General features: G+C 41.2%; 11 protein-coding genes. All 11 read right to left on the reverse strand.

Annotated elements, in window-relative coordinates:
- Nucleotides 1-325 precede the first annotated feature (325 nt).
- Complete coding sequence (locus tag LI954_RS08610) at nucleotides 326-4177, reverse strand: pectate lyase-like adhesive domain-containing protein (RefSeq protein WP_229444223.1); 3852 nt, start codon at nucleotides 4175-4177, stop codon at nucleotides 326-328.
- A 415-nt stretch (nucleotides 4178-4592) separates the two neighbouring features.
- Nucleotides 4593-8828, reverse strand: a complete 4236-nt coding sequence (locus LI954_RS08615; RefSeq protein ID WP_229444225.1) for a pectate lyase-like adhesive domain-containing protein — start codon at nucleotides 8826-8828, stop codon at nucleotides 4593-4595.
- Between the two features lie 280 nt (nucleotides 8829-9108).
- The gene (locus LI954_RS08620) at nucleotides 9109-11649 is read right to left on the reverse strand and encodes a lectin-like domain-containing protein (protein ID WP_229444227.1); all 2541 of its coding nucleotides are present in this window, start codon (nucleotides 11647-11649) and stop codon (nucleotides 9109-9111) included.
- Between the two features lie 226 nt (nucleotides 11650-11875).
- A complete protein-coding gene (locus LI954_RS08625) occupies nucleotides 11876-15973 on the reverse strand; it encodes a pectate lyase-like adhesive domain-containing protein (RefSeq protein ID WP_229444229.1) in 4098 nt (1365 codons plus the stop codon).
- 46 nt (nucleotides 15974-16019) lie between these two features.
- Nucleotides 16020-16907, reverse strand: coding sequence for a signal peptidase I (gene lepB / locus LI954_RS08630; protein WP_229444232.1), 888 nt, complete (start codon nucleotides 16905-16907; stop codon nucleotides 16020-16022).
- The gene (locus LI954_RS08635) at nucleotides 16904-17587 is read right to left on the reverse strand and encodes a hypothetical protein (RefSeq protein WP_229441498.1); all 684 of its coding nucleotides are present in this window, start codon (nucleotides 17585-17587) and stop codon (nucleotides 16904-16906) included. Before LI954_RS08635 ends, lepB begins: the two co-directional genes overlap by 4 nt.
- A gap of 21 nt (nucleotides 17588-17608) precedes the next feature.
- A complete protein-coding gene (locus tag LI954_RS08640) occupies nucleotides 17609-18766 on the reverse strand; it encodes a DUF916 and DUF3324 domain-containing protein (RefSeq protein ID WP_229441499.1) in 1158 nt (385 codons plus the stop codon).
- A 133-nt stretch (nucleotides 18767-18899) separates the two neighbouring features.
- A complete protein-coding gene (locus LI954_RS08645) occupies nucleotides 18900-19664 on the reverse strand; it encodes a WxL domain-containing protein (protein WP_229441500.1) in 765 nt (254 codons plus the stop codon).
- Nucleotides 19665-19740: 76 nt separating this feature from the next.
- Complete coding sequence (locus LI954_RS08650; RefSeq protein WP_229441501.1) at nucleotides 19741-20550, reverse strand: WxL domain-containing protein; 810 nt, start codon at nucleotides 20548-20550, stop codon at nucleotides 19741-19743.
- Nucleotides 20547-20894, reverse strand: a complete 348-nt coding sequence (locus tag LI954_RS08655) for an LPXTG cell wall anchor domain-containing protein (protein WP_229441502.1) — start codon at nucleotides 20892-20894, stop codon at nucleotides 20547-20549. Before LI954_RS08655 ends, LI954_RS08650 begins: the two co-directional genes overlap by 4 nt.
- A gap of 14 nt (nucleotides 20895-20908) precedes the next feature.
- Nucleotides 20909-24259, reverse strand: a complete 3351-nt coding sequence (locus LI954_RS08660) for a pectate lyase-like adhesive domain-containing protein (RefSeq protein ID WP_229444233.1) — start codon at nucleotides 24257-24259, stop codon at nucleotides 20909-20911.
- Between the last annotated feature and the right edge of the window lie 25 nt (nucleotides 24260-24284).

Genomic DNA, 24284 nt, shown 5'->3' on the forward strand with positions numbered 1-24284 from the left:
AGAGTTGTACAACACTAAATGTCTACGTTCCAGATCACAGAAGCAAATCCTCCCTACATGTCCTCAATTAAAACATTTATGTACATAAACCCTAGTCAATATAATTTTTCTCTGTTCAAAACAGATCCCAGTTAAATGAAAGCTTAATATAGGTAATTATTTCTACAACGCTTCCAGTTTTCTCTGATCAAAGAGGACAAACACTCTCAACACTACTATCCCAAAATCTATCAAATTATATTTTTGTATAATTTTATCCATATTAATAATGGTGTTGTTGGGTAAGGCTTAAGAGGAAAACTCTTCCTGTGCTCATTTTTCCCTTCTACGGTTGTCCAGCCATGATTGTCCAAGTCACTACACCAGAATAGGTACCGATACTTGACATCGTGGTTTTAGTTGGGTCTGCAACTAATTTCAATCCGGGCTCTGCTGACGTACCGCCCCATGTGCCAGTGACATCAAAGGTACCCCCAGAGGCATTGGTATAAATAGGCTGGCCGCCGGAATCCAATGTTAGAGAGATCTCCTCTCCTGCACTGTCCACATACAAAAGCGCTTCGTTCATTACAGAACCTGTTTCATCATTTTTCATGTTTGTAGTTAATGCGGCATACAATGTCCAGCCATCAGCTTGATTGGCACGAGTATCTGTAACTACCAAATCACCATCTGTACTTGGGTTGTCTACCCGCTGCACCTTCGCATTGTACGTGATGCTGCCAAAGTCAACGGTTGACGGGGCTGATTTTAGAAACAGCTGCCCTGTGACTTTATAGGTCACCGTTTGTGCAGTCTCTGTAATAGAGAAATTGGTTTCATTCTCCGGTCGCACACTGATCTCATACCCTGCTGTTTCCAGCGCTGTCAGCTGATCCTGAACCGCTTGGAACTCACTGCTGGTTAAGTCAATCACATCCCCCACATTTAAAGCAGTATCAATGGTTTGACCTTCCCCAATTGTCAGGGTATAGCCGGATAATACTGTTCCGCTCTCATCTTCAAACTGAACGGTCAATACGGCATCCATGTTGATGACAACGACCTGAATCGTTGTTGTTAATGGCGTAGACAACCCTGTTGCTGCGTTTGCCGGCACCGTTAACGTCACCACATACGGCGTATCCGGTTGTAAATTACCGTACTCATTCAAACCGCCAAAATCACTAACCTGAACATACTCTGTTAAATCAGTGAACGTACCATTAGCAATATTAAATGCTTCCGGCTGACTGTTCGCCAGAATATATGCTGCTAATTCTGCATCCGTCAGGTCTCGAATATCGACATAAGCTACTTCTAAATCATCGGCAGTAACACCTGAAGCTTTTTCATAAACAATTAATGTCGCTTCAATCACCGCTGTATTCGGTGCAGCATTGCCGTCTGCATCTGTGGCCCGATCCGATACATTGATTTTAATGGTGTGTGTGCCTACAGTGTTTCGTTGGAGCTCAGCTTCTGCTTCATCCGTATAGGCATAATCAAAGCCGGTATTGATTGGACTGGTATCCGCTGCATCCTTCACGAACGCACTTGGATCAGGCAGATCATCTCCCTGACTGATATAGAAAGTCACCGGTGTGGCTGTAGGCGGCGTCTTATCCAAAACAACCTGTGTCGGTTCTTCTGATTTCAGATTGGCGAACCCATACGCATGGATGACATTTCCAGCAGTGAAATAATTTCCAGAGCTGATTGTATACGACCAGTTGCCGTCACTGTCCGCCTGAACAGTAAAGTTATCACGCGTTTCCTGCGCCATTCCGGTATCTTCAACGGTTGATTCAATCGTATCATTAACCCCTTTTTCTTTTGCGGAAGTCGTCCCGTTCAGTGCTTCTTCCCAAAGTCGAATGTAGGTGCCCGGAACTGCATACCCATACACTGTATACGAGCCCGGATCATCAGGATTATCATTCGAGATACTATGAATGGAGACACTTGGATCTGGAATTCGGGTAAACAGCACACGCTGTTGTCTTCGAGTTGTAAAGTTTGCCCTAAAGCTGTTCAGTGTAGCATTTGTCATAGAGTTGGCAGAGGTTATCGTTGGAGTATAGCCATTATAGGTTAAAAGCATGCTTGACATTGGTATATAAGAGTAAGTATAACCTTCGTCACCATCTACTCCTGTTGCCATGTTTCCATCAGCCCATTGATATACATTCTGAACGGAAACATTTAGTACACCGCCATTCCTCATATAAATCAATCCATTAGAACCGCTTATTGATTTTGTTTTTTGTAAATTAACTCTTTCGGCATCAGAAAATTTAAAACTTGATGAAGTATTACCTAAATACATCAAATTTTGACTTGTAGAAGTGCTATCACTAATGATATTTAGTATCCCTTTTGATGCAATTTCAAAATCTACTGCTGCATTAGCATAAAATAAATGTGTACCTGATCTCACCATATTTTCACCAGTAATATTTAACGTTCCTGAAATTGAAACTTTACCGCCTGCCATATAAAAAGGATTATATCGGGCACCATTAGTAGAATCACTGTATCTATCAGTAATCACTGATAAAACAGCCCCTTCTTCAACAAGTAAATTGGAATTTCTATTTTCCATATAAACGACAGTAGGTTGAACAGTATGATGTGAGACAGCTGTTACTTTTGCTCCACTTCTTATAATAAAATTACCCGAGCTGATATCTATTACAGATGCGTACCCTTGGGTAAAATTCTCAGGGTTTCCTGTTTCGCTTTCTCTAACAGCTGTTACGACAGCATTTTCACCAATTTCAAGATTACCGCTTTCTCTTAAATGGATTGGCACTCCACTTAAAGCAGAGAAATATGCATTAGAATTGGGTGCAATAGTTGCTGCAGCAACACTGATCGTCTGATTATGAGTATAATTGACATCAAAATCTCTTATAACAGAACCATCTTTTCTAACTGAAGTATATGTAGCAACTTGCTGCACATGTACATCTCCACCAAAAGACACTTTTGAACGTTGAGACTCAATTAGCTGTGAACCAAAATTGGTAAAGTCAATGTAATTAACTGTCGTTCTTGACTGATAAGCATTGGATAAATCCCAAAACTCCATTATTCCCCAATAATTACCATGGAAGGTGTTCATATTTTGTAAAGTGATACCCCAAGCTTTGGACGTAGTAGTCATCGTTCTATTTGTAAAACACCAGGTTATTGATCCTTGATCCCATGTATAACCATCGCCTTCAATTACAACATCCCTTGCAATACCTAAAGCATTAAAATAAATAAAGGTTGTACCGCCATTAGTATTGCTTGACGAATTCCTATATGCAAACCGTTCTGCAGCATTATTTATATTCGCTACTTGTCTGGATGTGTCATTACGACCTAAAGGAACAACGATATCATCAACAAATTGAATATTGGTTACACTAATGGTTGCTAAAGCTACATTTAATTTTTCGTAAGTATCAACGAAACGAGTATGTTTGTATTTTTCACCATAAGTCAGTTTTGAATTACTTAGATAACTTGTCATCCCTTTTGATTCAGCTAAAACTGGATAGAAAAACGGAGCGTAATAATTATTAGATTTCACATTGATATTTTGCAACGTAATATCCCAATAACTAGAAGTATTTGTCGCTGCATTCATAAAGCCGATTGCTAGATTTCCAAAATCAAAGGTATGTCCATTTCCGTCAATAACCAGTGATCTGGAAATCGCAGGCCTACTGACAAACAGATACTGGTAACCAGTATCAAGATTCACAGAATCTTTATCAAACAGACCCTCATAGTTATTGAGTGTGCCTGTAAGCTGGATATCATTTGCTAATAAAATCGTTGTGATACTTGAATCAGCTAAGGCTTCAACAAATGTTTGCCAGTCAGTGACTTCTGCCGTATCGGCTGCAAACAGATTTACTCCTCTCTTCTCCACCGGAAAAACAGCACTTTCTTCTGTCTCTTTTTCAGCTTCTTCCTGAGCTTCAGAAGTCTCTGTCCGCTCTTTCTCCACCTCATTTCTCAGCATGCTGCTGTCTGCTGCAGGTATTATATCCTGCTGCAGTAAATCTGTTCCGCTGGAGCTTATTTCAGTTTTGACGGCCTCTTCATTCGCCTTAATCGGAGTACTCAAGGTCCACTGGAATACTAAACCTGTAAGTACAATAGACAAAACAGCTGTCAAACTTTTTTTTCTGATTTCCATATTTTTTCAACTCCCCCCCTTTTCTATTTTTTTGTGTCAGACGGCATACTATATTTCATTTTTCTGACTATCCAATCCTATCCTTCTAATCAACTGGAACAACTTCCTCTCATACCTCTTATTCTTTACCAGAATAAATCCGATTTGATATTGGTATATGGGAGTATTTATTTGTCCCAGTCTTATAGTAAGATGATCTAATTTATGACAGCAGAAAAAGTGAAACCAAATTATTCACATTACATCTATATAAATCAAATCCTCTGGTTTTCTTCGATTAAAGAAGATAAACACAAGTAATACCACTATCCCAAAATCTATCAAATTGTCTTTTTGTATAATTTTGTCTGTATTACTAATGGTGTTAGTGGATAAGACCCCAGAGGAAAGCTCTTCCTATGCTCATTTTTCCCTTCTACGGTTGTCCAGCCATGATTGTCCAAGTCACTACACCAGAATAGTTACCGGTACTTGACACCGTAGTTTTGGTTGGGTCTGCAATTAATTTCAATCCGGGCTCTGTTGGCGTACCGCCCCATGTACCAGTGACATCAAAGGTTCCCCCAGAGGCATTGGTATAAATAGGCTGGCTGCCGGAATCCAATGTTAGAGAGAGTTCCTCTCCTGCACGGTCCACATACCAAAGGGCTTCGTTCATTATAGATCCTGTTTCATCATTTTTCATATTTGTGGTTAATGCGGCATACAATGTCCAGCCAGCGGTTTGATTGGCACGAGTATCTGTAACCACCAAATCACCATCCGTGCTTGGATTGTCTACCCGCTGCACCTTCGCATTGTACGTGATGCTGCCAAAATCAACAGTTGACGGGGCTGATTTTAGAAACAGCTGCCCTGTGACTTTATAGGTCACCGTTTGTGCAGTCTCTGTAATAGAGAAACTGGTTTCATTCTCCGGTCGCACACTGATCTCATACCCTGCTGTTTCCAGCGCTGTCAGCTGATCCTGAACTGCTTGAAACTCACTGCCGGTTAAGTCAATCACATCCCCCACATTTAAAGCAGTATCAATGGTTTGACCTTCCCCAATTGTCAGAGTATAGCCAGGCATCACCTGATTTTCTTCATTAACAAACACTGCTGTTAAAACGGATGCTCTGGTAACCATAAGGGTTGCGGCAGGCTCAAATGCGGTATCATGAAAATCAAAGGATTCTGCCGGGTTGATATTTCCACGCTCATTATTGGTTGCAGGCGGGTCAATTACACCAGCGTTGCCTGCCAACCCTTCATTATCTCGTAAAAACACTTGTATTATATCGTCTTCTTCCAAGGTCAGTGCCGTTAAATCAATGGTAAAATCCCCATCATCATCCACTGTTACACCAGAGGTGTCAAAGGCTTGCCCATTATGAGCAGCCGTCACTTCCACTTCCTTATTTTCAGAATGTCCCTGAATGCCGGCAGCCGTTTTTCCAATCATTTTCGAGGGAAATTCTGCTGGTTTTGGCGGTACAATTGGGAACACCTCCACCGTATCTGTAAGAATCAGATTTTCCATTCCCGGGGTTAATTCGCCTGAAACCAGCTTTACTTCCTTGATACGAACTTTGTCGCCTGCTTCCAGGAATTCATCTAATTCAATGTCAAAGAGTCCTCCTCTTGGCTCTTCACCGTAAACGCTGAGTCCAACTTCGTCCTTAGTATGCCCTACAGTTTTAGCAGTATATTCCTCTAGTGAACCGCTCTTTCGTTCCACTTCTACGATTACTTCTGCTTCATCAGTCCATGCTGGACGAGTTGCTTCCAGTCCTACAGGAACACTCACACGTCCATAAATATGCTTATCCGCATTGGTTGGTACACGTAATTCATCTGCGATTGCCCAGCGCCCATTGTTTGAGCTTACTCGTGCATATTCCTGCAACCCTGTCGCACCAATCGTTGACGTATTCAGCTCTTCTTCACTGCTGGTGGATACCAGTGTCCTTAAATTAACCCCGCTAAATTGATAATCTAACTTTCTAAAATTCAAATATGGATCACCGTCTAAATCTGAACCGCCTTCCCAAAGAGCCAAGTCACTGTTGATACCTGTTAGTTGTGAATTAGCAGTTGTAGAAAACACTCGTCCGCCGCCTTGACGATCATTCCGAAAATCTAGGAACAATGGATTATCAAATATAATGTTCGCAGCTCCTATATCGAAAATAGCCAAATTGGAATCTGTATTTCCTCGTGCTTCAAAGTAACCATAATTAGATACTTCCAAGTCCACATCAAATTTAGTAAAACCCAATACATTAGTGATTGCCGCACCATCTTTTGCATGAATCCTTACTTCACTCCCCATATCTCTTACAATGAAACCACTTCGCAAATTACCATTATCACCTACAAACCTCACAGCATCGACACGGTGTGTAGTAGTACCCTGCTTTTCAGTATAAATAGATAATTTCCCTCCTGATTCAACAGTCACAATAGTACCAGTCCGATTTCTCAAGCCTCCAGATTGAGTAGAAGTATTGTAATCAGTTCTTTGAATATCCACAATAGCATTGGTTTGAATGATTACTTCTATAGCTTCCAATCTGCTACTTCCCATGACTCCTTGCAATATTTCAGCCTCAATCGGATGCGTTACCTGAGAACCAGAGCCTGAACGCGTGCCATCATGATGAAGTTCGAGGTAAGAGTGATTTTTTATCACTGTCTCTAGAGCATTGTAAAGGAATCGAGGTGAATTAATTTCAGAATTATCTATGACTATCGTCTCTCCTGCCACAAACCATAACTGTCCAGATAGAACATGTATTTTACTATCTTTAACTACTGTACTCCCTTTTTCTCCTAAAGAACCTCCTATGGCAGAATGATCTAGGGCTGCTTTAACTATAACCTCACTATCGACAATAGACATATCTACATTGTCTCCCCAAAAAAGTATTCCGTCTTTATCCTCAGCTGTAATATCAATTGTTGATTCACCACTAATATCTACCTGCGATCCTTCACCATTGACATAAATCGCACGACCAGCTCTACCTGGATTATTAATAGATATTTCAGACCCGCCTGATAGCTTCAATGTCGGATTAGAAGTACGATTTCCAATGCTAATATCATCAACATTAATCACAGAACCTCCCGTATTAATATCAATCTTACTTTTATTTTCCAACAAAAGAGAAGCATCTGTTCCTAACAAGCCTATTCCCGTCATACCTGTCATTACTATATCGCTATTATTCAACCTCATCTCAGGAGCCGTACCGTTCATAAGAAAAGTACGACCGCCAGTTACAGCTGCATTCATATTAAATACACTATTAGTCAGCAATACCTGAGAATTATCCCCTTGCAGGTTGACCCGTTGTCCACTAGTACTTTCAACTATTCCTTTACTATCTTGAGCGATTATTTTTGGCTCCTTGCCATATAGGTAAATTCCTTCACCTGTTGTTGCTGTAACATTTAATTCACCTAGTTCTATCACTATACTTGGTTGATCGCCAGATAAATTAATTCCTTTACCTGTTGTTGACACAACGTTTAATTCGCCTAATTCCATCATTACACTTGGTTGATTGCCTGATAAAAAAATTGCTTCCCTTGTAGCAGAACTTGTAGAAATCTTTCCATCATCAACTTGTATTTTGGGCTCTTCACCAGATAAAAAAATTCCGCGTTTAGCTGCGGTACTTGATATTGTTGCGTCTCCTCCCGAAAAAACAGAGACTTTGGGGTTCGCTCCAACTAATGCGATAGTATTACCATTCGTATTTATAGGAGAAGTTGTTGTCCCTATAGTACTCACCATCAAGGAAGCGGCCGTTTGTATTAACAGCTCTGGATTGTCGCCACGTAAATCGATTGTATTAGCTGTAGCCCCCCACCCTGCTGTTGGTGCTGCTGTTGTAATTGAGACAGATGCGCCGTCCTCAATTGTTACTTTTGGAGAAGATACCGCTGCAGATGAGAAAAAGACTGCAGCATTTCCACGACTGATAACAACTTCTGCATGATTTGATGCGATTATTTCTTTTGCTTCAATAAATGTTCTCGTCGATTGCGACCGTATGAAGCTGGAATTACCTCCAGTGAAGTGGACAACACCTTGAGGAAGAGCAGCTAATTGCATGGTATTCGCATCTACTTCTTGAATATCTTCCAATTCAAGTGTCCAATTTCCACTCGCTTCTGCTGAAGCGCTCACCAGTGGAGTCGTTCCACTTTTGGCAATCATTGCATTTTTCATACGGAAAACAGACGGTTCAGCTACTTCTCCTAATTGAAAATAAAGACCATTAAAATTCAACGTGTAGTCGTTCCCTAGAATTAGCAGGGAACGATTTATCGTTATCATACTTGCTGAACTTCCAACTAAATTCTCTTGTACTGAAATAATCGAAACCTCAGACCTGCTCACAGCTTCTTTAAATTCATCCATCGTTGAAACCATTACCGTCTCACCAGTAAATGAATTAATTTCTTCGGCTGATTGAACATTAGTGCCTACTTGTGTACGTTCTACAGTTGCTTGATTCCTAAGAGTCAGTACCTCTGGCTTAATCTGAATAGACAGGGGAGCATCCTTTTTAGCTTCAATCGGCATTGCTGATTTATACAAATACCCTATTGTTAATAAGAATGTTATTACTAGCAGCAGTTTAGTAATTTTTTTCATCTTTTCGCCTCCATGCGCAATTAATTACTTTGTTCTTGTCTCTTTTTTAGAAAGCCGTCAAGTCATTCAAATGATAAATTTCTCATCCACTACCTCACCATTCACATAAAGAAAATTCCCTGAATCATTGATCTGTTCTTCCAGCAGACCAACGATTCGGTGAACCTGCTGTGTCTCTCCCTCTCCCTAGCGAAATAGTATCAGATCAAGCCGGTCAATCGCTTTCGTCTCTTGAAAAATCGTATTATTATCCTGTAACGCAGGTACCCTATTTTCCCCTCTATGGTTGTCCAGCCATGATTGTCCAAGTCACCACACCAGAATAGGTACCGATACTTGACACCGTGGTTTTGGTTGGGTCTGCAATTAATTTCAACCCAGGCTCTGTTGGCGTGTCCCCCCACGTGTCAGTGACAGCAAAGGTACCACCAGAGGCATTGGTATAAATAGGTTGATTGCCAGACTCCACTGTTAAGGCAAATTCCTCTCCTGCACTATCCACATACCAAAGCGCTTCATTCATTACAGAACCTGTTTTTTCATTTTTCATGTTTGTAGTTAATGCGGCATACAATGTCCAGCCATCGGCTTGATTGGCACGAGTATCTGTAATCACCAAATCACCATCCGTGCTTGGATTGTCTACTCGCTGCACCTTCGCATTGTACGTGATGCTGCCAAAGTCAACAGTTGACGGTGCTGATTTTAGAAACAGCTGCCCGGCAACTTTATAGGTCACCGTCTGTGCAGGTTCTGTAATAGCGAAATTGGTCTCATGCTCCGGTCGCACGTTGATCTCATACCCTGCTGTTTCCAGTGCTGCCAGCTGATCCTGAATCGCTTGGAACTCACTGCTGGTTAAATCAATCACATCTCCCACATTTAAAGCAGTATCAATGGTTTGACCTTCCCCAATTGTCAGGGTATAGCCTGACATCACCTGGTTTTCTTCATTTATAAATTCAACCTTGACTTGCGCTGACTGAGGAACATTCACAATTAAAATAATTTGATCTTGTGAGAACGATGGCAACAGTTCACTATTGTATACGTCCAACGTAAACACATTTTGTCCCTGCTCAAGCCGCTCCTGAGGAATTGTTAAACTTGCAGCAACGAATGACTCACTACCAAGTGCAGTAGCACCCCAAGTATCTATTACAGCTCCTCCTTCTTTCGCCAAAACAAAATTCAACGAGTCTCCTGTGTCAGGGTCCTTCCAATAAAACGGGATTGTTAAAACATCGGTTCCACTGGTTATTAGTTCTTTTTCTTTTACTGAATTCTGTGGAGTCCAAGAAAGTTCAGCACGTCGATCTTCCGCATTTACCCAGAAATATGCAGGGAGACTAAAGAAGCTCTGAAAATTAGAAACACTGCTCAGTTCTCTCCCTTCGATATAACTCATAAAATTGGTCTTAAAATGATTGTTTACGAATCTTCTGATTTTTATATTATCAATAAAAAATTCTACACTTTCACCTGACAACAGCCGTAATTCACCTGGATTAAACGCCACTTTTATCTGTCCATCAACATCCAGTATTGCAGACTTATGTTGAGTAGATCCTATGACTGCTCCAGCTCCATTACGCCTAATATAGCTAATTAATACTTCCTCACCTTCATTTTCAACTATCCCTGCCTCTACAATTCCATTCCATTGAGATACCTCATAAGGTAGTTCCCCTCTTACAGAAAATGTGCTTTTTAAACTAACACTATCATCAGATGACACAAAAACCGAGCCCAATTCATCTGTTTCAGCAACTACAACAGAACTCTCCTGTCCAGTTCCATCCTTTAGAACCACATCACTCTTTACTTCACCACTTAGTTCAACAGGTACTTGCGTAAATACAAAAGCTGTTTCTCCTTGAAATATCCCATTTGCTGCTGAAAATCCCCAATATGCTTTATATCCATTCGTAGCCAACTTCAGCTCTTGGTTCAAATCTGCCCAAGGAATTTTGACAATTGGTGTTGCTTTTCCTGTAACAGGATTCCTTAACTGATAAGAAAATGATTTTGTCCCTGTTTCAAACGAATAAATAAACTCATACCAAGTACCATCTTGAATACGATCTCCTAAAATACCTGGTAATGAATAGGTCTGATAATGCTTTATTCGTGCATTTCTGGTTTCCTTTAACAAACCTGTAAACCACCATCCTTCATCTGCTAATCCAGGTCCTACAGCTTGATACCCTTTTTCTAAATTTCCAGGAAAAGAATAAGCCACATGCGGTCCATTACTTTCTCTCACATCATATACAGAGGTGTCTCCTCTATTAGCATATAAATCAAATTCCACAGCTACAGAATTTTTTATTGCACCTTCTTCTGGTGTATGAAGCGTAGTCCCCAAAAAACCTGATTTAGAGCTTCTGGCAGCCCCATACACGCCTAAATTCTGACCATCAGTTGATTCATTATTCTCTGTTGTTAGGGCTCTTCTACCATTGGGATCATTATGCATGACAAACGCAAACCCATCTGCTTTCGTTGTACCAAAATTCACATACGCTCTTCCGTTGAAAGATTTAGTAAAATCTAAACGATATGTACTTTCTGACCAAACAGACACCCAATTACTTCTTCCTGATAATTTAAGTTCTGTATATGGAAAGCCGCCGTTTTGACTAGGATCATTAATATTATTGACCTGAATTCCACTCCCATTAGGCGAAGTAAACAATCCCTCAATTTGGATAGCTCCTTTAGGGATCTTATCAGCACCTTTCTCTGCTGCAGCAACTCCTTGACCACAATAAAAATAAATTATCATCAAAAAAAGAGCACAAAGTACCTTTCTTTTCATTTCTTTCATACCTCCCCATTAATAAGTTCTAACTTGTACTATTCTTCCTTAAATTTCCACTATAAATCTGATTCTCTGGTTTTCTCCAATTAAAGAAGATAAACACAAGTAATACCACTATCCCAAAATCTATCAAATTGTCTTTTTGTATATTTTATCTGTATTACTAATGGTGTTAGTGGATAAGACCCCAGAGGAAAGCTCTTCCTATGCTCATTTTTCCCTTCTACGGTTGTCCAGCCATGATTGTCCAAGTCACTACACCAGAATAGGTACCGATACTTGACACCGTGGTTTTGGTTGGGTCTGCAATTAATTTCAATCCGGGCTCTGTTGGCGTACCGCCCCATGTACCAGTGACATCAAAGGTTCCCCCAGAAGCATTGGTATAAATAGGCTGATTGCCGGAATCCAATGTTAGAGAGAGTTCCTCTCCTGCACTGTCCACATACCAAAGGGCTTCGTTCATTATAGAACCTGTTTTATCATTTTTCATATTTGTGGTTAATGCGGCATACAATGTCCAGCCAGCAGCTTGAGTGGCACGAGTATCTGTAACCACCAAATCACCATCCGTGCTTGGATTGTCTACCCGCTGCACCTTCGCATTGTACGTGATGCTGCCAAAGTCAACGGTTGACGGGGCTGATTTTAGAAACAGCTGCCCTGTGACTTTATAGGTCACCGTTTGTGCAGTCTCTGTAATAGAGAAACTGGTTTCATTCTCCGGTCGCACACTGATCTCATACCCTGCTGTTTCCAACGCTGTCAGCTGATCCTGAACCGCTTGAAACTCACTGCCGGTTAAGTCAATCACATCCCCCACATTTAAAGCGGTATCAATGGCTTGACCTTCCCCAATTGTCAGAGTATAGCCAGGCATCACCTGATTTTCTTCATTAACAAACACTGCTGTTAAAACGGATGCTCTGGTAACCATAAGGGTTGCGGCAGGCTCAAATGTAGTATCATGAAAATCAAAGGATTCTGCCGGGTTAATATTTCCACGCTCATTATTGGTTGCAGGCGGGGCAATTACACCAGCGTTGCCTGCCAATCCTTCATTATCTCGTAAAAACACTTGTATTATATCGTCTTCTTCCAAGGTCAGTGCCGTTAAGTCAATGGTAAAATCCCCATCATCATCCACTGTTACACCAGAGGTGTCAAAGGCTTGCCCATTATGAGCAGCCGTCACTTCCACTTCCTTATTTTCAGAATGTCCCTGAATGCCGGCAGCCGTTTTTCCAATCATTTTCGAGGAAAATTCTGCTGGTTTTGGTGGTACAATTGGGAACACCTCCACCGTATCTGTAAGAATCAGATTTTCCATTCCCAGAGTTAATTCGTCTGAAACCAGCTTTACTTCCTTGATACGAACTTTATCGCCTGCTTTCAGGAATTCATCTAATTCAATGTCAAAGAGTCCTCCTCTTGGCTCTTCACCGTAAACGCTGAGTCCAACTTCGTCCTTAGTATGCCCCACAGTGGTAGCAGTATATTCTTCCAGTGAACCATTCTTTCGTTCCACTTCTACGATTACTTCTGCTTCATCAGTCCATGCTGGACGAGTTACTTCCAGTCCTACAGGAACACTCACACGTCCATAAATATGCTTATCTGCATTGGTTGGTACACGTAATTCATCTGCGATTGCCCAGCGCCCATTATTTGAGCTTACTCGTGCATATTCCTGCAAGCCTGTCGCACCAATCGTTGACGTATTCAGCTCTTCTTCATTGCTGGTAGACACCAATTCAGTTAAATTACTCCCGCTAAATTGATAATCTAACTTTCTAAAGTTCAAATATGGATCACCGTCTAAATCTGAACCGCCTTCCCAAAGAGCCAAGTCACTGTTGATACCAGTTAGTTGTGAATTACTAGTTGTAGAAAACACTCGTCCGCCGCCTTGACGATCATTCCGAAAATCCAGGAACAATGGATTATCAAATACAATGTCCGCAGCTGCAATATTGAAAGTACCTGAATTATTTGTAGCTGTATTTCCTCGTGCTTCAAAGTAGCCATAATTCGATACTTCCAGCATCATATCAAATTTAGTGAGGTACCATGAGTTAGTGATTGCCGCACCATTTTCTGCGTGAATTCTTACCTCACTTCCCATATCCCTTACAATGAAACCACTTTGCACATTACCATTACTACCTCTAAACGCTACAGCCGCATTAGGAGCCGCATTTTGACTATCACTAGGCACACCATCTCCTTTATTGTAAACAGATAACTTCCCACCTGATTCAATAGTCACCACAGCACCAGTCGCATTTCTTAATCCACTATTATTATTAACTTTTCCATCGGTCCTGCTAATATCCACAACAGCATTGGTTTGAATGCTTAAAGTAGTATTTGACAATCTGTCAGATCCCATGACGCCTTCATGTATCCCCTCCAGGAGATTATTACCAATGGATGAAGTGCTGCCATCATGATAAAGTTTGAGGTAAGAATAATTTCTTATTACTGTCTCTAGGGCATTGTAAAATAGCCGGGGTGAAACAATTTCAGAATTATCTATAGTTAATGTCTCTCCTGTCATCAACCATAAATTCCCCATTGGAATATGTATTTTACTATCTTTAATTACAGTATTCCCTGTTTCTGACTTAGTACTTTCTATTGCAGATGCCTCTCGAGCTGTTTTAACCATAATCTCACTATCAACAATAGAAATATCTCCGTTCATTCCTTGGACAAATAATCCTGCTTTACTACCAGATACAATATCTATAGAAAGTATTGACCCATCACTAATATCTACCTGCGGTTTTTCACCCGATAAATAAATCGCATTCCCACTACGCCCCATGCTCTCAATAGATATTTTAGACTCATTTGATAACTTTAATATCGGATTAGACTCAGCATTTCCAATTCTAATATCCGAGTTAATAGTCCCAGCTCCTCTACCCACAATATTAATCGTACTTTTATTTTCTAATAAAAGAACGGCGTCAGCGCCTGATAAGTTTATTCCATTAGAATCGTCTCTATCTGTTATTATTATTTCACTATTGTTCAATCTCATCTCAGGAGTCGTACCTCCCATGAAAAAACCTTGACCATTAGTTGCTTTCATATCAAATACACTATTAGTTAGCAGTATCTGTGAATCATCCCCTTGCAGGTTAATCCGTTGTCCACTAGTACTTTCAATTATTCCTTTACTATCTTGAGCAATTATTTTTGGCTCCTTGCCAGATAAGCAAATTCCTTGACCTGTTGTTGCTGTAACATTTAATTCACCTAGTTGCATTACTAAGCTTGGCTGATCACCAAATAAAAAAATTCCGCGTTTAGCTGCGGTACTTGATATTGTTACGTTTCCTCCCGAAAAAACAGAGAGTTTGGGGTTCGCTCCAACTAATGCGATAGTATTACCATTCGTATTTGTAGGAGAAGTTGTTGTCCCTATGGTACTCACCATCAAGGAAGCGGCTGTTTGTATTAACAGCTCTGGATTATTGCCACGTAAATCGATTGTATTAGCTGTAGCCCCCACACCTGCTGTTGGTGCTGCTGTTGTAATTGAGACAGATGCGCCGTCCTCAATTGTTACTTTTGGAGAAGATACCGTTTCAGCTGAGAAAAAGACTGCAGTATTTCCACGGCTAATAACAACTTCTGCATGATTTGATGCGATTATTTCTTTTGCTTCAATAAATGTTCTCGTCGATTGCGACCGTATGAAGCTGGAATTACCTCCAGTGAAGTGGACAACGCCTTGAGGGAGAGCCGCTAATTGCATGGTATTCGCATCTACTTCTTGAATATCTTCCAATTCAAATGTCCAATTTCCACTCGCTTCTGCTGAAGCATTCACCAATGGCATTATAACGCTTTTTGTAATCGTTACATTTTCCATACGGAAAACAGACGATTCAGCTACTTCTCCTAATTGAAAATAAAGATTATTATGTGCAAAATTCAATGTGTGTCCATTCCCTTGAATTAGCAGTGAATGATTTACCGCTAGTTCACTTCCTGTATTTCCAACTAAATTCTCTTGTACTGAAATAATTGAAACCTCAGACCTGCTCACAGCTTCCTTAAATTCATCCATTGTCGAAACTTCTGCTATTTCACCAGTAAATGGATCAATTTCTTCAGCTGCTTGACCATTAGTGCCTACTTGTGTAGTTTCTACAGTTGCTTGATTCCTAAGCGTTAGTATCTCTGGCTCACTTTGAATAGAAAGGGGGGCATCCTTTTTAGCTTCAATCGGTATTGCTGGTTTATACAAATACCCTATTGTTAATAAGAATGTTATTACTAGCAGCAGTTTAGTAATTTTTTTCATCTTTTCGCCTCCATACGCAATCACTTACTTTGTTCTTGTCTCTTTTTTAGAAAGCCGTCAAGTCATTCAAAGGTAATAAACGCATGCGAACAACCCCTATCACCTGCTCCTTGTCAATCAGTCCATAATCTCGACTGTCATACCCATATTCTCTGTTGTCTCCTAAAACCAAATAACAATTCTTGGGGATGACCGCTTCCCGGCTGATATCATACTGATCAAAATCAGCCGTGTACTGTCCCCCATTTTTTTGGGCTTCATTGATTTCATCAATGATAAATTTCTCATCCACTACCTCACCATTCACATAAAGAAAATCCTCTGAATACTTGATCTGTTCTTCCGGCAAACCAATAATTCGGCGAACCTGCTGCGTCTCTCCCCGACGAAACAGTACCAGATCAAACCGGTTAACTGCTTTCGTCTTTTGAACCAGAACCGTATGATTATCCTGTAATGTCGGCATCATGCTGTAGCCGGAAACTTTGGTGATTTTAACAAATAACGAACTGACAAACAGGAAAAGAAGCACCGCAGCTAGGAATGCCGCCCACAGCGCCCCTGCCCCTGTTCTCATACGGTGTAACAGGGTTCGCTTTTTACGCAAGACTCTTTTGGGGGCGCTTTTACTCTCCCGTAGCTTCTTTTTCCTCGTTGAAGCCGGTCGTTTCGCCAATGTCTTTTGATTAGAAGACACATTGGTTACCGGTTTCGAACGCTTCTTTTGGCCGGTCATTGCAACAGCCTTTTTCTGCGGTCTGCTGTTTGCTTTTCCTGAACGGCTTTGGCTGGCAGAAGCAAGTGCCGGTCGTTTTCTTTTCTTCTTGGCGGACGAGTGCTTCCCGACTTCCCCTTTTTTATTGCTTGGGGTGTTTTGAGGGGAGGAGGGTCTTCGTTGATGAGGCGAATTCTTTTGCTTTAATTCTCGACTCATTCATCCTCACTGGCTCCTTCTTCCTCAAGCTCGGACTGGTTCACCTTGTAATACTCAAAAGCAGTTGTCTCATAGGTGATCGTCTTCTCAATGTCTGCCAAAAACTCTTCCGCCAATTCACCATTCCCGTAAAAATTTCCGCTCATCATTGTTGCATTCATCCCTAGCTCAGACAAGGAGGCATAGTACCGGTTTAGAGCCGATTGCCCCTCCGGTGTATTCACAGTACTGGCCTTCTTGGTAGAATAAGCCGCCAAGGTGGTCGCCAAATAGCGAATGTTCTGCTGTGAAGCTACCTCTGTCTCTTCCTGCTGGGCAGCTTTCGTCAATTCTGCTTTGAAATCTCTAAGTAAATAATACGAGCGAACAATTAACGCAGAATCACCAGAAGACAAATTAATCGACTGATAATAACTGGCATAGCCTGCGCCGCCTCCACAAGCAACAGCCGATATTAATAGAACAATGACGAAAAGCAGCGCCCGTTTGCGTCGTTGTTTCAGCTTTGCGATGGCAGCCGTCCATCTTCTTCGCTTTTTCTTATTCTTAGGCGGTCGTTTCGGCAATCGTTTTAACTTCTGACTTTGAAAAAAGATCTGAGCTAAAAAGTAAAGGGTCAGCAGCAGGAAAATAATCGCTCCAGCCACAGCTCCCATAATAATCCAAGCAAGTATTGTCATTTTCAGTACTCCTACTCTTCTTTAACGTCTTTTCTTCTTGAGTGTTCCAGTATGACTATTCTTTGACGGTTGTTTTTTCTGCGTACCTTTTGCGGTCTGCATATCTCGTTGTTTCTTTTTGCGGAAAAGAGTAATCAATCCAAAGATCACCACAACTGCTGCGACAAAGCCGCCCACAATGAGTGCAATCAGCTGCCAGTTGATTCCTGTTTCCTGCGTCAGACCGACATCCCGCTCATTGTATTTCTGTGCTTCATCCTCTGTAATCTCAAAGTCTTCCGTCCATTCCCAGCGCTGTTCCCCAGAAGTGGCCAGAACATGAGTCGTGTAAGAGCCGGCTTCCATTCGCTCCCCATTCATACTAACCGGAAACTCCATAAAGGAGTTTGGCGCCATTCGCATAGAGGTCTTTTTCGCTTCATACAAAACGGTATTGCTGTCCTTTTTCATCACCTGTGCTTCCACGGTCAAATCATTTAAATACGCCGCAATCACATTAGAAAAATTAATGTACACAGAGTTGCGATAGTTTAACTGTCCTCCATAGGCACGGTTAAACTGAAGATCAGGGACAAGCTCTGTGTCACTCTCTTGTAATAGAATGGACACCACATAGGCATACTGATTGACAACCTTAGACCCTCCGCTAGAGTCTGCGTCCTCTGTCTGCCCCGCCTTCATCATTTGCAGGCCACCGGCAATGACTCCTTCAAAGCTGGTTTCAGGCATCTTAACAGTAAGCGTCACTTGCTTTGTCTCACCGGCTGCCAATTCCACCGATTCAGGACCCGTTACCAAGTCCTCAAAAGCGAAAGCCAATGATGCATCATTTTCAATGTCACGATTGGCATATTCAATAACCCCTGTTTTATTGGTTTTGGCGCCATTCAATGCCAGATTGACAGTGATTGCTTCTGAGCCTGGATTACTAAGAATAACAGCGAGGCTCTGTTCCTGACCAGGGGTCATCATTAGCTGATAATAGCCCAGATTCGGGTTTAGTTGATTTTCCGGAAATTCAAGACTATAAGTAAAGCCCCCTATAGAAGAAGATTCCCCTTCTGCCTCTGCTCCCCAAGCAGTTATGTTCGTTGCTGTCACTGTGAAACTCAGCAGAAAGAAACTGATGAACACCTTAAAAAAATTATTTACATTCTTTTTCTGAAAGTCTTTCCTCATTATAATTAACCTCATCATTTTTATTTATAGTGAAAACAAGAGATGTGTTCTATGTATATACATTGATTGAAAAAGCAAGCTGGTAAATAATTACCAGCTTACCCCAATAAAACATAAAACTAATGGTTCTTTATTATGCAGTAGCACCCATTGTCCAAGTAACTGTGGCAGTATATGTTCCTACAGTCATTGCAGATGCAACACTTAAAGGAATATCCAATTGAACAGCATCTTCAGCTGTTCCAGGAGTACCTGCTTCAGAAGTCGCGCTTTGACCAAATTCCAATGTCCATAGACCGCTTCCTTCGCCTTCTCCTGCAGAAACAAATGTTTGTGCACCTTCTTCTGTGCTCAATACAACGGATGCCGGAACTGCTGCTGCAATTGTTCCTGTTCCTGATGTTGCCAATAGTGGGTTTGTGTATGTGATTGATGCGCCATTAAGCGTTGTTGTATCGTTTGTAAATTGGCTTGTCAATTCACCGGTAATTGTATACCCAGTATACGAACCAGTCACATCACCAAATGATACGATATTCCCACGTGTTTCACCTGTTTCTTCGCCCTCCTCATCAATTAAGGCGATAGATCTAGCATTTACAGAAGTTGTCCCAACTTCAACACTGCCAAATTTTAGATTAGAAACTGCAATAATCCCTTTGCTTTCAATATCCGGGTTTGGTATTATCCCTGGTGTTTCCGGATCGATTCCAGGTCCCTCTGGATTTTCCGGGTCAATAATGCTGCCTGGATCTTCCGGGTCAATAATACCGCCGCTTACAGTTACAGTACCTTCTGATCCTAGAGATTTTTCGTCAGCACTTGCTGCTGCTGCTCCGATTGTTGCTGCTCCGATTGTTGCTACTAACGCTACTGCACATAATTTTCTTAATTTCATTTTTTGTTCCTCCTAGATTTTGTGATATATATATACAAATGGAATGATTCCAATTTGCCGAATGTTAAGTGCTGCTTTATTCTGTTGGTGCAGCTTCCAAACTCCACGTTAATGTGGTGGTATATTGAACCGGATAAATATTAATCGTTTCCGGTACACTTAGTGATACCGCTGAATTACTGTAGCTGGGCTTGTTGAAGAGTGGATCAATCATGGCATTGCCATTTTTATCCGTCAACGCAGTCAGAGTGTTTTCCTGATTCGAAGTATTTTCACCCGATGCGCCAAAGGCAATCGTCCAAACCCCTTTCCCTTGACCGCTTCCAGCAACTGCCACGGTATACGCTGTGTTCATTTCATTGATAATTAAAGTATCTCGACTAACCGTTGGTATCTGACTGTTTCCATCTGAATTTGCCCAGCCATTGCCAAAAGACAAGACCGCTCCCTTTAAGCTCTGATCTTCAAGTGTTTGAATGATTGAGCTGGTAAATGGTGTATCCTGTGACAAGGTTAACGACCAGCCGGAGGGTTCCGAACGAAAATCACTCACTTGGATATAATACCCGCGAGCAACTGTATCACTGTAAAACAGCTGGGCCAATGAATCATACGTTCGATTAGTCTCTGTGATTTCAGCGGCCGCAAAATTCAGACTGGAAACAAAGTCAATTCTGAGATCACCGGTGGTGGATGATCCTTCACCGGGATCGACTTCGTTCCCCGGCTTTTCCGGATCAACAGGCAGACTGATGTCCTTTCCTTCCACGTTTACAGAACCTCTGCCGTCCAGACTGGAGGCGCAGGCCTGTTCTCCAACAGCTGCCGTCATACCGGCGAAAAGAAGCAGAGCAAGCGAACACTTGAAATAAGTAATAAGTTTCATAGCTCCTCCTTCTTTCTCCGACGGAAGAGGAAGAAGGAGATCAACGCCGCGATTAAACCTGCTCCCATCAGGCTGTACTTTTGTACGATTTCACCTGTGCTGGGAAGGGTTCCTCCTCCTTGTGGTTTTGTTACTGTTGCTGCACGGCTGCTGGAAGTTTGTGCTGGTTCAGCGGTCGATGGTTCTGGTAGTGATGATTCAATAGTCCCCTCATAAAATGTAATTTGTCCTTTAGTCTTGACTTGCCCTCCGGCACCCATTGTTGCCGATGCAGTTGGCGAAAACCCAGCTATACCAACCAGGAACAGGGCAAGACTCAGGAGGAAAGCTTTTCTTATAGTCATTTTTTCCTTCCCTTCTACGGTTGTTCAGCCATGATTGTCCAAGTCACTACACCAGAATAGGTGCCGATACTTGATACCGTGGTTTTGGTTGGGTCTGCAACTAATTTCAATCCAGGATCTGCTGACGTATCGCCCCATGTGCCAGTGACATCAAAGGTACCGCCAGAGGCATTGGTATAAATAGGCTGATTGCCGGAATCCAATGTTAGAGAGATTTCCTCTCCTGCACTGTCCACATACCAAAGCGCTTCGTTCATTACAGAACCTGTTTCATCATTTTTCATGTTTGTAGTTAATGCGGCATACAATGTCCAGCCAGCGGCTTGATTGGCACGAGTATCTGTAACCACCAAATCACCATCCGTACTTGGATTGTCTACTCGCTGCACCTTCGCATTGTACGTGATGCTGCCAAAGTCAACGGTTGACGGGGCTGATTTTAGAAACAGCTGCCCTGTGACTTTATAGGTCACTGTCTGTGCAGTCTCTGTAATAGAGAAATTGGTTTCATTCTCCGGTCGCATACTGATCTCATACCCTGCTGTTTCCAGCGCTGTCAGCTGATCCTGAACTGCTTGGAACTCACTGCCGGTTAAGTCAATCACATCCCCCACATTTAAAGCAGTATCAATGGTTTGACCTTCCCCAATTGTCAAAGTATATCCAGGCATCATCTGGTTTTCCTCATTAACAAACGCCACTGTTAAAACTGATTCTTCAATATCAACTGCATTTCCTGAACTTACTCGGGCATAGTCCTGTAAGCCTGTCGTGCCAATAGTTGAAGTATTCAGCTCTTCTTCATTACTAGTGGATACCAACGTACTAAAATTAGGCCCACTAAATTGAAAGTCTAGAGTATTAAAACTCAAGTATGGATCACCGTCTAAATCGGATCTACTTTTCCAAAGAGCCAAATCACTATTGATACCAGTCAGTTGTGAATTAGTACCTGTAGAAAATACTCGTCCACCACCTTGACTATCGTTCCGAAAATCAAAAAATGACGGGCTATCAAGTATCACGGTCATATATCCAAATTCGAAAATGCCAGAGTACTCTGTAGCTGTATTTCCTCGTGCTTCAAAAGAACCATAGTTAGATACCTCTATTTCCACATTAAGAGAATCGTGCGCATGCAGATAACTAACTGCGGCACCATTTTCTGAATAAATTTTTATCTCACTATCTGGGTCCTTTACAATGAGACCACAGCGCACATCAATAGCAACTTGGTTAATTACTACACCTGCATTCCCAAAAGCATCTCTTGGACCACCCTGTCCTTTATTGTAAACAGATAATTTCCCTCCTGATTCAACAGTCACAATACCAGGCTCATTGAAATATATTCCTGCATTCATATTCACTGTACCCGCCATACTCTTACTGGTTTTATGAATATCTACAACAGAATTGGTTTGGATGTTTAAAGCACCACCCTTAATGCTTAGTAAAACTGCATTAAAACTGTTCCAAGGGTCACCATTGTTAGCATCATCTTGGTGAAGTTTGAGGTAAGAATGATTTTTTATTGTTGTATCCTTGGAAGTATACGTCAACATAGGTGTAATGATTTCAGAATTATCTATAGCTAATGTCTCACCTACAGCTAACCATATATGCCCAGTAGGAGTATGGATTTTGCTATCTTTAATTAGTGCATTCCCATTGTCTAGTATGACCTCCCTAAGCCCAGCAACGTGTAGTGCCATTGATTGCTGTTCAGCGGTTTTAATTATAAGCTCACTAGCAACAATAGAAATGTCTGAATCAGCTCCACTGATTTCCAATCCTTTTTTCTTACCAGATGTAATGTTGATATCAAATATTGAATTGTCGCTAATATCTAGATATGGTGATGGACCGGATACACGAATCGCAGCAGCATTATTGCCCCTGTCATATTCACTTGCAGCATTAATAGTTATCCCAGATTCATTTGATAGCTTCAAAGTTGGATTATTACCCTTAACCAGAATATTCGTATTACTCCCTGTTGAATCAATATTGATCTTACTCTTATTTTCTAACAAAAGGGCAGGATCACTACCCACCAAGTTTATTTCTCCAAATTCTAGAGAAATACTTATATCTGTATCTATTGTTATTTCACTATTGTTCAATTTCATCTCAGGAGCAGTACCTCCCATGGTAATTCCTTGACAAGAAACTAATTTCATATCAAGGATGCTATTAGTTAATAGAAACTGCGAATCATCTCCTGTTAAAAAAATACCACTATCTTTAATATGGCTACTTGTACTTTTAACTATTATATTACTATCTTGAGCAATTATTTTTGGCTCTTTACCGTTCAAATAAATTGATGTCACTGTAGAATCTATAGACATATTTCCATCATCAACTTGTATTTCTGGTCCTTCACCATCTAAAGAGATTCCTAGTTTATTATTTGTACTGGATATTACTAAACTTCCTCCTGATAAGACAGAAACTTTTGGTTTTGCTCCAACTAATGCGATAGCACTCTTCATTCCTGCAGCACTATTCGTTCCTGCAGAATTTATCGTCAAAAAAGCATCATTTTGTATTAATATCTCTGAATCATCCCCACGCAAATCAATTACATTCTCTGGGCCTGATGCTGTAATTGATACAAATGCACCTTCCTCAATTATCACTTTTGGAGAAGCTATCGTTGCATCAGATGAGAAGAATATTGTGCTATCTCGATTAATAACAACTTCTGCATTATTTGAAACGAATATTTCCTTTGACTCAATGAATGTCGTTGATGATGGTTGCGTAAAGTTAGAAACTCCTCCAGTGAATCGAACCACTCCTTGAGGAAGACTAGCTAATTGCTTACCATACCAACCCGCTTCTTGAATATCTTCCAATTCAAGTGTCCAGTTTTCGCTATCTTCTACAGAAGACAATACCCACAGAAACATTCCATTTTTGGTAATCGTTGCATTTTCCATACGAAAAACAGAAGGTTCTGTTACTTCTTCTAGCTGAAAAAAGAAGTCATTATTTGTAAAATCCAATGTGTGGTCATTCCCTAGAATTAGTAATGAACGATTTATCGCCATTTTACTTGCTGAACTTCCAACTAAATTCTCTTGTACTGAAATAATTGAAACCTCAGACCTGCTCACAGCCTCTTTAAACTCATCCATCGTTGAAACCATTGCCATCTCCCCAGTAAATAGGTTGCTTTCTTCATCAGCTTGGACATGTTCTATAGCTGTTCGTTCCATAGAAATTGGTACTTTTGATTCGATTGGTATTGGAGAAAATCCGCTGTTTTCAGCTTCAATTGGCGTTTCTGCTCCATATATATATCCTATCGCCAGCACAAACGTTACTACGCCTAATAGTCTAGTGATTTTTTTCATATTTCCCCCATAAGACTAATGATTC

This window comes from Enterococcus sp. CWB-B31, from assembly GCF_020567645.1.
Taxonomy (GTDB): Bacteria; Bacillota; Bacilli; order Lactobacillales; family Enterococcaceae; genus Enterococcus_L.

Excerpts from the sequence above, each read along its gene's own strand:
- LI954_RS08610 (WP_229444223.1), bottom strand. The coding sequence starts at position 4,177 with ATGGAAATCAGAAAAAAAAGTTTGACAGCTGTTTTGTCTATTGTACTT.
- LI954_RS08615 (WP_229444225.1), bottom strand. The coding sequence starts at position 8,828 with ATGAAAAAAATTACTAAACTGCTGCTAGTAATAACATTCTTATTAACA.
- LI954_RS08620 (WP_229444227.1), bottom strand. The coding sequence starts at position 11,649 with ATGAAAAGAAAGGTACTTTGTGCTCTTTTTTTGATGATAATTTATTTT.
- LI954_RS08625 (WP_229444229.1), bottom strand. The coding sequence starts at position 15,973 with ATGAAAAAAATTACTAAACTGCTGCTAGTAATAACATTCTTATTAACA.
- lepB (WP_229444232.1), bottom strand. The coding sequence starts at position 16,907 with ATGAGTCGAGAATTAAAGCAAAAGAATTCGCCTCATCAACGAAGACCC.
- LI954_RS08635 (WP_229441498.1), bottom strand. The coding sequence starts at position 17,587 with ATGACAATACTTGCTTGGATTATTATGGGAGCTGTGGCTGGAGCGATT.
- LI954_RS08640 (WP_229441499.1), bottom strand. The coding sequence starts at position 18,766 with ATGAGGAAAGACTTTCAGAAAAAGAATGTAAATAATTTTTTTAAGGTG.
- LI954_RS08645 (WP_229441500.1), bottom strand. The coding sequence starts at position 19,664 with ATGAAATTAAGAAAATTATGTGCAGTAGCGTTAGTAGCAACAATCGGA.
- LI954_RS08650 (WP_229441501.1), bottom strand. The coding sequence starts at position 20,550 with ATGAAACTTATTACTTATTTCAAGTGTTCGCTTGCTCTGCTTCTTTTC.
- LI954_RS08655 (WP_229441502.1), bottom strand. The coding sequence starts at position 20,894 with ATGACTATAAGAAAAGCTTTCCTCCTGAGTCTTGCCCTGTTCCTGGTT.
- LI954_RS08660 (WP_229444233.1), bottom strand. The coding sequence starts at position 24,259 with ATGAAAAAAATCACTAGACTATTAGGCGTAGTAACGTTTGTGCTGGCG.